This is a genomic window from Bacteroides sp. 3_1_13 (genome assembly GCF_001185845.1).
GTDB classification, from domain to species: Bacteria; Bacteroidota; Bacteroidia; order Bacteroidales; family Bacteroidaceae; genus Bacteroides; species Bacteroides xylanisolvens.
Map to the genome: position 1 here is coordinate 3,075,937 of NZ_KQ236955.1, position 12,537 is coordinate 3,088,473.

Annotated in this window: 8 protein-coding genes; 7 read left to right on the forward strand and 1 reads right to left on the reverse strand. The window is 47.1% G+C overall.

The features are described from left to right. Nucleotides 1–266 precede the first annotated feature (266 nt). Nucleotides 267–491, reverse strand: a complete 225-nt coding sequence (locus tag HMPREF9009_RS11245; protein ID WP_004314034.1) for a carboxypeptidase-like regulatory domain-containing protein — start codon at nt 489–491, stop codon at nt 267–269. Between the two features lie 584 nt (nt 492–1,075). Between HMPREF9009_RS11245 and HMPREF9009_RS11250 the strand changes: the two genes are divergently transcribed. The 7 genes from HMPREF9009_RS11250 to HMPREF9009_RS11280 all read left to right on the forward strand — a co-directional run bounded on the left by HMPREF9009_RS11250 (nt 1,076) and on the right by HMPREF9009_RS11280 (nt 12,531). Further along, nucleotides 1,076–4,213, forward strand: a complete 3,138-nt coding sequence (locus tag HMPREF9009_RS11250; protein ID WP_049702156.1) for a SusC/RagA family TonB-linked outer membrane protein — start codon at nt 1,076–1,078, stop codon at nt 4,211–4,213. A gap of 40 nt (nt 4,214–4,253) precedes the next feature. Beyond that, complete coding sequence (locus HMPREF9009_RS11255; RefSeq protein WP_049702157.1) at nt 4,254–5,807, forward strand: RagB/SusD family nutrient uptake outer membrane protein; 1,554 nt, start codon at nt 4,254–4,256, stop codon at nt 5,805–5,807. Between the two features lie 21 nt (nt 5,808–5,828). Then, nucleotides 5,829–6,740, forward strand: coding sequence for a zinc-binding metallopeptidase (locus HMPREF9009_RS11260; RefSeq protein ID WP_049702158.1), 912 nt, complete (start codon nt 5,829–5,831; stop codon nt 6,738–6,740). Between the two features lie 28 nt (nt 6,741–6,768). Further along, nucleotides 6,769–8,076, forward strand: a complete 1,308-nt coding sequence (locus HMPREF9009_RS11265) for a DUF4302 domain-containing protein (RefSeq protein WP_049702159.1) — start codon at nt 6,769–6,771, stop codon at nt 8,074–8,076. 1 nt (nt 8,077) lies between these two features. Beyond that, nucleotides 8,078–9,256 carry a BACON domain-containing protein gene (locus tag HMPREF9009_RS11270; protein ID WP_049702160.1) on the forward strand — a complete coding sequence of 393 codons (1,179 nt, stop codon included), beginning with the start codon at nt 8,078–8,080 and terminating at the stop codon, nt 9,254–9,256. A gap of 259 nt (nt 9,257–9,515) precedes the next feature. Continuing rightward, complete coding sequence (locus HMPREF9009_RS11275; RefSeq protein ID WP_049702161.1) at nt 9,516–10,706, forward strand: hypothetical protein; 1,191 nt, start codon at nt 9,516–9,518, stop codon at nt 10,704–10,706. Nucleotides 10,707–10,743: 37 nt separating this feature from the next. Beyond that, the gene (locus HMPREF9009_RS11280) at nt 10,744–12,531 is read left to right on the forward strand and encodes a hypothetical protein (RefSeq protein ID WP_049702347.1); all 1,788 of its coding nucleotides are present in this window, start codon (nt 10,744–10,746) and stop codon (nt 12,529–12,531) included. Nucleotides 12,532–12,537: the final 6 nt, after the last annotated feature.

A 12,537-nucleotide genomic window follows, 5' to 3' on the forward strand; every position in this document is an offset into this window, starting at 1 on the left:
AATATCTATACCTGTAATAATGCTTACGCAGATATTTTTCAGACTGATTTTGGATAACGCCTACAACTTATGGGTATGATACTGCGTATTGCCTCAAGTCGCATAGTGGGGCAAGGGGATATTGTGGGCAGAAGTGGGTATTTCAGCCTCAATTTATCTGCTAATTCAGTGATGAGAGGACGTTTAGACGCAAGAAGGACGCTGAAGAGCTTAGTTGCGGATTTGAGGTAGAATTAAAGACGAAAATAGAAGGAATGGACTAATGATTACCAAGTTCTTGATGAACTTGGTACATTACTAATCACGAACTTTCCATCAAGGTCAGTGGTAGTTCCGATAGATGTACCTTTAATTACAACAGATGCCCCTATGACAGGTTGATTGTCTTCCTCGGAGAAGACAACGCCTGTTACCTTTTTAGAGGTTTGGGCAATTGTCAGGCTAATGCTTGCTAATAAGCAAGTTAATAACAGCGTTAGTTTTCTTTTCATATAGTTTTTATATAGTAGAATAGTCTGTTTTGTTATTTAATTATTTGCAAAAGTAAGCACATTTTTAGAAAAACAAAGAAAAATATGAAAAAAAATGCGAAATTGAACTGTATAGACAAAATACTATTGATGAAAAAGAAATGCAGATGAAACGAGTGTGTAAAAGTGAATTTCTATGCCTTTGTGATGGTTGATAATTCAAAAGAAGTTTCTTTTTGATATTTAAATGTGATAAAATAGCCTGATAAGATGTTTAATAACACATGAAAAATCATTAATTAGCATCTATCGGTAGAAAAAGGATAGTTTTCGGGAAGATTATGAATTTCGTGACCGTTATCTTTTATATTGTCACTTGGAGTTCAGGATAAAAGCTATTTGGGAACTGGAAAGGTCATTATATAAAAGATATTTTCTACCTCTTCAGTAAACCGGTAAAAGACGAAAAAAGTAGATTAAAGGCAAAAAAGGAAGATTATTTTTATCTTATAGTTCCGCATTTGTTTGCTTGTATTCTCTTTAGGTATCTTCTTTTTTATGTTTATTAAAGACTTTATATTTAGATATTTGCGGAGGAATGGGCTATGAAACGTATAAGTTCATCAAGAACTTTGCGAATCACCTATGTCGGCATGAAGCCGCAGGATGTTCCTATTAAGTCGGGGACAATCAAGGTGATGATGAAATCCGACTCCGAAGTATTGCAGGAAGTGGTGGTGACCGGTATGCAAAAGATGGACAAACGCCTGTTTACGGGAGCCACCAAACAATTGGATGCCGATAATGTGAAACTGGACGGTTTGCCCGACATCAGTCGCGGCTTGGAAGGTCGTGCGGCAGGAGTTTCCGTTCAGAACGTTTCGGGTACTTTCGGTACCGCTCCTAAGATTCGTGTGCGCGGTGCTACTTCCATTTACGGAAGCTCCAAGCCCCTTTGGGTAGTAGACGGAGTGATTCTTGAAGATGCCATCGACGTAGGTCCCGACGATCTTTCCTCCGGTGATGCGGAGACATTAATCAGTTCCGCCATAGCCGGGTTGAATTCCGACGACATCGAGAGCTTTCAGATATTGAAAGACGGATCGGCAACTTCCATTTACGGTGCACGTGCGATGGCGGGCGTGATTGTGGTCACCACCAAAAAAGGCCGTGCCGGAGTCAGCAAAATCAGTTATACCGGTGAGTTTACCACCCGTGCCATACCCAGTTACAAAGAATTCAATATCATGAATTCGCAGGAACAGATGGGTATCTATAAAGAGATGGAGCAGAAAGGCTGGCTGAACAGTGCCGACCTTTTCCGTGCCAAAGACACGGGAGTGTACGGTCGTATGTATCGTCTCATCGACGAGTATAATAACAGCAACGGCCAGCGCGGACTTCTCAACACCCCCGAATCCCGCAATGCTTATCTCCGTGAAGCGGAAATGCGTAACACCGACTGGTTCGACGTGCTTTTCACCAATGCCATTTCGCAGAATCATTCCGTCAGCGTCACCGCCGGAACGGAAAAATCATCCTTCTATGCCTCGTTGAGCGCTATGCTCGATCCGGGCTGGTACAAGCAGAGCAAAGTGAAGCGTTACACAGCCAACGTAAACACCACCTATAATCTTTATAAAAACCTGTCGATCAACCTGATTTCTAACGCTTCCTACCGTCAACAAAACGCACCGGGAACGATGAGCTCTAGCCTCGACATCGCTTCCGGAAAGATGTCACGCGGATTCGATATCAACCCTTATTCTTACGCGCTCAATACGAGCCGTACGCTCGACCCGTCTGCGGATTATATCAGCAACTACGCTCCATTCAACATTCTTCACGAACTGGATAATAACTACATCGAAATCAACATGGTAGATGTGAAATTTCAAGGCGAGCTGAAATGGAAAGTGATTCAAGGACTTGAATTGAGTGCCCTCGGAGCTGTGAGATACCAGACCTCGTCGCAGGAACACAACGTGCTCGACGATGCCAACCAAGCCGTTGCCTACCGTACCGGTATGGACGACGCCACCATCCGCGAACAAAACGGATTGCTTTATAAAGACCCCGACAATCCATACGCCCTGCCTATCACCCTGCTGCCCGAGGGGGGAATCTACCAGCGTCAGGACCGCCGTATGTTGGGGCTCGATTTCCGCGGAACCCTCTCATGGAATCACCTTTTTGCCGAAAAACACATCACTAACTTCTTTGCCGGTATGGAAGTGAACAGCCTTAAAAAGGCATATTCTTCCTTTCAGGGCTGGGGAATGCAATATTCGATGGGGGAAATTCCTTCCTACGTCTATCAGTTTTTCAAGAACGGAATAGAGTCCGGTTCGCGTTATTACAGTCTGGGGCACTCCGAAACCCGTAGCATTGCGAGCTTTCTCAACGCCACCTATTCTTATGACGGCCGTTACACGCTCAACGGAACGTTTCGTTACGAAGGAACCAACCGCATGGGCCGCAGCCGTTCGTCACGCTGGCTGCCCACGTGGAACTTGTCCGGTGCGTGGAACGTGCACGAGGAAGCTTTTTTTAAAGCGCTCCAACCCACTCTTTCCAACCTGACTCTGAAAGCTTCTTACTCTCTTACTGCCGATCGCGGTCCGGCGGAAGTAACCAATTCGCAAGCCATCATCCGCAGTTTCTCTCCCTATCGTCCTTTTACCGATATTCAGGAAACGGGACTTTACATCGAGGACATCGAGAACAGCGAACTCACCTACGAGAAAAAGCATGAACTGAACATCGGCATCGACCTCGGTTTGCTCGAAAACCGGATCAACTTCTCTGCCGACTGGTATCAGCGCAACAACTATGACCTGATCGGTGTAGTTCCCACGCAGGGAGTGGGCGGTTTCATCAACAAATATGCCAACGTAGCCACGATGAAATCCCACGGTGTGGAGTTCACCCTTTCCACCCGCAACATTCGCACGAAAGATTTTTCGTGGAATACGGACTTTATCTTCTCCTACGCCAAAAATGAAGTGACCCAACTGAAAGGACTCACCAGCATGATGGAACTGGTATCCGGCAACGGTTTCGCCCGTGAAGGCTATCCCGTGCGCGGACTGTTTTCCATCCCTTTTGCAGGGCTCGACGCGGACGGTATTCCACAGTATCTGATTGACGGAAAACTGACCACTACCGGTGTCAACTTTCAGGAACGGGAGAAACTTGATTATCTGAAATATGAAGGTCCTACCGACCCTACTGTCACAGGAAGTTTCGGTAACGTATTCACTTACAAAGGCTTCAAACTGAATGTCTTTATGACCTATTCTTTCGGCAACGTAGTTCGACTGGACCCTGTGTTCAACTATAAATACTCCGACCTCACCGCCATGCCGCGTGAGTTTAAGAACCGTTGGACCGTCTCCGGCGATGAGGCGAAAACCAATATACCAGTGATTATCAGCGACCCGCAATATCAGGCGAATACCTCGCTATACCTTGCTTACAATGCTTACAACTACTCCACGGAACGTATTGCCAAAGGCGATTTCATCCGTATGAAGGAAATATCACTGATGTATGAGTTCCCCAAAAGCTGGATTGCTCCTGCCAAAATCTCCAACTTGTCGCTCAAGTTGCAGGCCACCAACCTCTTCCTGATTTATGCCGACAAGAAACTAAACGGGCAGGACCCGGAATTTGTGAATACCGGCGGTGTAGCATCGCCCGTACCCCGCCAGTTCACCCTCACCCTGCGCCTGGGACTATAAGTAAAGAATCAGAGAATCAACCTAAAAAAATATACGAGAGATGAAGAAAAAAAACAATCATATACTCCCTGCACTGGTACTGACCGCAAGTTTAAGCCTGACCACCGTCTCCTGCAACGGCTTTCTGGATGAAATGCCGGACAACCGTACGGAGTTGAACACCGACCAGAAAATAGCCAAACTGCTTGTATCGGCGTATGCCGACGCGTCGCCCAACGAACTATTCGAGCTTTACAGCGATAACTCCGATGACAGTGGCCCTACCTACGGTTACTACAAGCTTTCCGAACAAGAGTGCTACCACTGGCAAGATACCAAGGAAGAATATCAGGACACGCCCAATTCTCTTTGGGGAAGTTACTACAGCGCAATAGCCGCCGCCAATATGGCGCTCGATGCCATCGAAGAAAAAGGAAATCCGGCGTCACTCGACCCGCAGAGAGGTGAAGCGCTCGTGTGCCGTGCCTACTGCCATTTCATGTTGGCGAATATTTTCTGCAACGCCTACGACACTCATGCCTCCCAATCTTTAGGAGTGCCATATATGGAAGAGGTGGAAACCACCGTATCTCCCCGTTACGAGCGGGGCACGTTAGAAGAAGTGTACCGGAAAGTGGAACGCGACCTCCTCGAAGGGATCGACTTGATTTCGGACGACAGCTACTCCGTACCCAAATATCACTTCACCCGTAAAGCCGCTTATGCCTTTGCCGCCCGTTTCTACCTTTATTATATGAAGCCCGATTTCTCCAATTGCGACCGTGTGATTGATTTTGCCACCCGTGTATTGGGGACTAACCCCGACGACCTGCTGCGCAACTGGGAAGCGTTGGGCAATCTTTCCGTGAACGGAAATGTGCAGGCGGATGCCTATATTGCCTCTTCCAACGAAGCCAACCTGTTGATAAGCAGCACCGTTTCCAACTGGGGAGCAATCGGGAGTGACTATCTGATAGGCCCGCGTTACTTCCACAACCAGACGCTCGCCACGAGCGAAACCTGTCTGTCGTCAGGATTGTGGGGCAGTTCGGATTATTTTTATCTGAAACCTTTCTCCACCAACGGGTTTGTTGCCAGTATTCTGCGTAAGAGCGGACTTTATGAGGGCACATACCTTTATTATATGCCTGTACTGTTTTCTACGGACGAAACCCTGCTCTGTCGTGCCGAAGCATACGCACTGAAGAAAATGTACTCCCAGTCGGCAGCCGACATCACGAGTTGGCAACGTGCCTATACCCGCAACAAATCGGTGCTGACACCCGAACAGATCAACGCCTATTATAACAAGATGAGTTTTTACACCCCCTTCACGCAACAGACACCGAAAAAGCAACTGGCCCCCGACTTTACGATTGAGGAGGGAATGCAGGAAAATCTCATCCATTGCATCCTGCATATCCGTCGTATCACCACCCTGCACGAAGGGATGCGCTGGCCCGACATCAAGCGATATGGCATCCTGATTTATCGCCGTGATATGGCCAACCAGCGTGTCACCGACGAAATGCCTCCGAACGACTTGCGTTACGCAATCCAAATTCCGCGGAGTGTGATCGTGGCGGGAATACAACCCAACCCGAGAAGAAATTAACAGAGAAAAAAAGTGGAAGTTATGAAAAAACAGCTCATTTATTCTTTGCTTGCCCTTACCGCAGTCTGCCTGGGGGCTTGCAACAATGGCGACGAAATAGACACCGCGCACAGCATTTTCTCCACCGAACCGATGGAGAGAAACGCGTTCGACAATTGGTTGCTCGACAACTACACCTATCCCTACAACATCGATTTCATGTACCGCATGAAGGACATCGAAAGCGACCATAAATACAACCTTGTGCCTGCCGACTATGATAAAGCGGTGGCACTGTCCAAAATCATCAAGCACGTCTGGATGGACGCTTATGTAGAACTGGCGGGAATCGATTTTCTCCGCGTATACGTGCCTAAAACCTTTCATCTCATCGGATCGCCTGCTTACGAAAGTAGCGGGAATATGGTACTCGGCACGGCAGAAGGCGGAAAGAAAATCACGCTTTACAACGTGAACGACCTCAACGTGAAGAAAATCAATATCGAAAAACTGAACGAATATTACTTTGAAACGATGCACCATGAGTTTGCTCATATCCTGCACCAGAAACGAAACTTCGACCCTTCTTTCAACCGGATCTCGGAGGGGAAATATGTGGGAGCCGACTGGTACTACTACATGACTGCAGAGGGAGCCATGCCCCGTACAAACGATATAGCGTGGCCCGACGGCTTCGTGACCGCCTATGCCATGAATCAGGCGAACGAGGATTTCGTGGAAAACATAGCCATGTACGTCACCCACACGCAGACCTATTGGGATAACATGCTGAAGGCAGCCGGAGAAACGGGCGCAGCCACTATCAATAAAAAGTTTACGATTGTTTACAACTATATGCGCGACACTTGGGGAATCGACCTGAATGAACTGCGTAAAATCGTGCTGCGTCGTCAGCAAGAGATTACCGAAATTGATTTAAGTACGATTCAATGAGTATGAATTTTAATTATACATTATCACTATGAAGAAGAATATAACAATATACCTCTTGTTAGCTCTTGCCTGTCTGGGCTTGCAGTCATGCCTCTTTCAGGAGGAGAACTACTTTGACGATTCGTCTGCCAACCGTGCCACAGCCGATGTGAACCGGTGCGGCGAACTTTTGAAAGCAGCTCCAAATGGCTGGGTGATGGAATATTACGTCGGCAAGGATTATTCGCTTGGAGGCATCACCCTGCTTTGCAGATTCGACGGACAGCGGGTGACAATGGCTTCGCAAATGGCGGAAGCAGATGAGACGGTCAGTTCGCTCTATAGCGTGAAGTCGGAACAGGCGACGATGTTGTCATTCGATACCTATAATTATCTGGTGCATTATTTCGGGCAGCCGCAGGGAAGTATGTCTGACGACCCGAACGGGACGCTCGGAGGCGACTACGAATTTATTATTTCGAGTGCTTCTGCCGAGCGTATCGAACTGAAAGGCAAAAAATACGGCAACCGGATTGTGATGAAGGCACTTTCCGAAGACCAGACGTGGAAGCAATATCTCACTAAAATAAAAAAGGTGGAGGACGATGCTTTCTTTTATGAATATGACTTACTGATGGACGGACTCTACACGGGGCAAATGCTGCGCAGCAACTATACGTTTATCGTGACTTATTATGACGAAATAGGAAAAGTGCATCAAAAAACTGTGCCTTTTATGTTTACCGCCGACGGAATGCGTTTTCATGAACCGGTAACGATAGACGGTCAGACGATGCAGAATTTTGTCTGGAAGAACGAGCTTATCAGCTTTGTCTGTACCGACGAAGGGGCTACGGGAATCAAATTGGCGGGTGTCTACACTGCCGGATATCAAAGCTATGATTATTATCCGGGCACTTATCAGATGGATTTTTACCGCCTGAACGATGAAACGCAACAACTGGAAGTGGCCTCGCAGGAAGTCCGGCTATTGAAGAACGAAGACGGAAAGAGTTACTGGCTCAAGGGGCTGGAATATGATATTCTGGTGATGTTTGACAAACCGCGCGGCGGACTTTCCGTCTCCCCGCAGCTTCTCAAAAAGGTGCAGGGCGGATATGTTTATCTGGCTATGTGGGACGTAATGAACGATTATGTGCTCCGTAGTGAGTCTATCGGACTGATTAGTTATGCTACCACTAACGGCATTTACCTGGTGGACAATGGAGTCTGGATGGGAGAAGTTTCCGGATTCATCTTCGGAGTGTACAACTCGCAGGAGGAGGACGCGGCTTTCATCGGATACACGGATGCGTTTGCTTCCATCAGATTGGTTAAAAAAACAATAGAAGAATAGTATGATGAACAAGTTATTTATGATCGTATTGTCTGTATGCTGCCTGCTGATGGCAGCGTGCGGCACGGATAATGATGAAACACCGCAGGGCTTACGCATCGTGGACACGGATGTCGATCTGGCTGCCGGCGGTGGAACGGTGGAAGTGGCTTTGCAGGCTGTCGGAGAACTGACGGCTGTTTCCGGCGCGGACTGGTGTAGGGTGATCGAAGTGACAAACGAGAAAATCACATTACTCGCCAGGGCTAATTATGAATATGTGTCACGTGCCACGCAAGTGACCGTAAGCGATGGTAGCAACGAACAGAAGATTGTGGTGACACAGGCTGGTAATATTTTTGCGCCCGATACCGACCAACAGGTGTTGCGGCTCGGCAATGCTCCTTCACAAACCGTGGTGCGGGTCAACAGCTCGTTCGATTTCAAGGTGAGTATACAGAAAGGAGTCGATTGGGTGGAAGTCCCTACAGCCTCGAAAGAGGAAGGCTTCCTGCTCGTATTGAAAGAGAATAAGACCGGAAATCCGCGTGCCTGCCAACTGATGGTCAGTACCAGTGAGGGGGCACGGAAGTTTTTCTATTATGTCTACCAGTATGAAGCGAGTGACCTGCTCGGAGCATGGGGGAACAGTCAGATTTATGTGAAATGGGATACGAAAAAGATAGCGAAGGCATATTCTTTGTCGGCTACGGAGGTGACGAAAGATGCGGAAGGCGATGGATATACGCTAAAAATGTCGTTAGCCGGCACTCCGGTGGCGCAGTATTTGAAAGATCCTTCGAAGGCTACGATTTCATTGCAGGCTACCTACGAGGATGGGGCTTTTGTAGTTCCTATCGGCGCAGCGCAGAAAGATTTTGTTCTGACGCAGGAGGTGGATGAAACAGCCAATAGTGCAATGAACAGGACAACTGATAATACAGCACTGGAAGAGGAGGTGGTTTTACAAACATTATACGGCTTTTCCGTAGCAGCTTCCTCCAATATTTATTCGAAAGGTAATTTCGGGTTTGCTCCCCTGCTTTATCAGGATGGTTCTGTCGGGATGAGTTATCAGGATGTAACCGGTGCACCGGAGAGCGGGTGTTATCTTGCGATAGCACTGTTCGACGGACAGCAGTTTTCTACGGCAGCATTGAAAGACTATATTCTTTTCCCTGACATTGCGCTCTTTAAATAGTTGGAAACTTGCAACTTATGAATCAACCGGATATAACGTTTCCGGAATAGATGTATGAAGAAAAGAACTACCGTTGTGAAACGGAAGGAGAGGTTAATGACCCTCTCTTAATTTTAACTTTACATATATGACAGGCGGGGAGGACTACCCGTGTGGAGAACGGGAGTTTTTTTCCCGGGATTACCCTGCCTTTTTTATTGCCTTCGCGGGCACTACGGAAGTTCTTTTTAATGATGTAACGATATAAAATAACTCTTATATGGATAAGAAATTAATGAATTTATTAGGTGTCTGCCTGTTCGCTGTTGTGTCTGCGTGTGCGTTGACCGCTTGCAGCGACAATGACACAGAAAATCCGGAGGGCGAAAAAACCGGCGGAGAAAATGGAAAACCTACTCCTGAAACCGTAGAGTTTGTCAACTCCAACTTGGTATACTGGGGAGATGAAGACGGAGTGGGGACGGATCATTTTGTGCTCACTTTGTATACGGATATGGAAGTGGATGCTGCCGGTAATCCGATAGGACCGGGCAAGATAATGGCGTTCAGCCTCAATGTTCCGCCGTTTGCTCCCGGAACCACGGAGTTTCCGCTTCCTGAAAGCACCTTTGATGCGGCACCGAACGGATATACGTTTAATGAATGGACCTTCAACCTCGGATACATGAACCAGATGGATCTGCCGACCGGAAAAGTGGAAGTGCCTGCCGGTACTTTCTATGGTGACGTGAAAGCGTACTCCACAAGTGTTGATGCCGACCTGCTATCCGGAGGTAAAATGACTGTTAAACGGAGTGACGGCGGCGAATATACGATTAGTGGTACGTTGGTAGGTGACTTGTCGCTCAAACGTTATTTCACCTACACGGGAAAACTGACTACTATCGACCGTCACGAAAGCACGGAAGAAACTCCGAACTCTACGCTGACCACCGATCTCGCCCTGAACGAATGGACACAAGCCCGTCTGCAAGATAAGGGCGATTCTTATTACCTGCAAGATGAATCGTGCCGGGTAGTCGAACTTTACCTGGCAGAAGAGGGGATAGGACTTGCCGAAACATGGCCGACAGGCAACGGAAGAGTGCTGAAAGTGGAATTCTTTGTAGAATGGGCTACGGATGTGACACAAGGTATTCCGGCTGGTACGTATAAGGTAGTGGCACGTGACGAAGAGTCGAAGGGTATTCCGCGCGAATTCCTGAAACCGGGAGGCATTGCTTCGGGTTATCCCAATGTATTTACATATCCGCAGGGAACCTGGTACGAGAAAATATCCAACGGAACCATGAAAGAATATGCACGTATAGACAGCGGAACGATGACCGTGGCACGCGATGGGGACAAACATACGCTGACTATTGACTTTATCGATTGTGATAAGGTACACCCGCACCACGTGCGTACCACCTACTCGCAGGATACTCCCGTCAATGTATTCTTTTTTTAATCACACGATTTTATAATTAACCCCAAAAATGAGAGATATGAAAACTAGATTTATTTCCTTTTTCTTGTTCATGTTAACAATGAGTTGTTTTGTGGCATGTAGTAGCGATGACCCGGCGCCCGAGCCTGAACCGGAGCCGGTAGAAACTGTTAATACGTATACGTATAAAGATAAGACGATACAAGCGAAATCGGTGTCCTGCTTTGAACAGGAGGGCATTATATACGTATGTATGAGTCCGTTGCAAAGTCTGGAAACGTTGGAAGACTTTATGGGAAGCGGTAAGGAATATGTAATGATGGGAGTGGATAAGAGTCTGGTAGGCAATCCGGTCACGGTAGGCGGTTCTGATGACGACACTTATGTGGTTTATTACATGGATGCCGACGGAGAGGCCATTGTCACCGTTAGCCCCGACGAATGGAAAGACGTGTTGACACAGGGCAAGATCACCGTGACAATGACACCGGGAGAAAATGAGACATCGGCCGTGAAAGCTGTTTTCGACTTTACACTGAAAAGTGGCGGTAAATTTACGGGCGAGGCGGAGTGCGCTTACAAGGCTCCGGAAAAGCTTCCGAACGAATATTCTCTGGGCGATGAGGTACGTACGTTGAAGTCGGTTGTGGCTACTACGTTAGGAGGTTTCCAATATGTTTATTTAAGTCCGGAGGCCGGCTTGACTACGGTGGAGGATATATCGGATGCCGAATATCTGATGCTGGCTGTTACTCCCGAAATGGTCGGACAAGAAATCGATATTACCGCTGGTGAAGATGTGGAGTACGCTTTCTATAACATGACGAACTTGGGAGCGGATGATATTGACGCAGTAGATCCTTACGGATGGGCGGATGTGTGCTCGGCTGGTAAGCTCAAAGTCGAAAAGACAGAAGAGAGTATAAAGGTAACCTTTAGTTTTACGTTGCTTTCGGGCGAAAAGTTCAAAGGTTCTTATGAAGGTAATTACACCGAGATAAAGCAAAGCACCACCAATATTTTGACTCTGAATGGAGAAAGTACACGTGATATCAAAGCTACCTTCTATGAAAAGACCAATGAAGGAGTTGCCTTGTATCTCACTCCGTCAGGGATTTCATCTGCTGCAGATTTGAATAATGTAAATACATATTACGTACGTCTTTTTGTTCCGAATACAGGACTGGACGGACAGGAGGTAGATATAACAACTACGAATCTGGCTTTTGAGTTTACTTATTATAATCCGTATGATGAAGAAAGAATCGAAGTTTCTAAAGGACATCTGGAAGACGCGGCAGGTACATTCAGTGTGTCGAAATCGGCGGATAATGAATACTCGTTGACGCTCGACCTCAAATATTTGGGAGACAATAGCCTTAAAATATCGGGCAACTACAACGGTACTTTCGAAGTATATGATACGACGATTCCGAATCAATATCAGTTGAGAGCGGACGGCACTCCGGTGACTATCCAGTCGGTAGTGGTAGATAAGACAGATGCGGATATTTGTGCGATTTATATTTCCCGGCAGGCAGGTATCACTACCGTGGCCGGAATGTCGGCAGCGGATGCCGTGGTACGTGTTCCGAAGAGTATGATGGAGGGAGCTATTCACGGATTTTCCGGTAGTGCGGAAAATGCGAAAATATCGATCGCTTACGGAGGAGTGACTTATAATCAGGCTAATACGACGAACGGTGCTCATTTGGCCGCAGGTGGCAATACTTCTGTGGCTCTTCAAGGAAGTGAAATTGAAATGACATTCAAGATTTTTAGTATTGTACAGTACGATGGCGACTTGTCCGGCTACTACAAGGGCACGGCGACCGTAATAGAATAACGATTT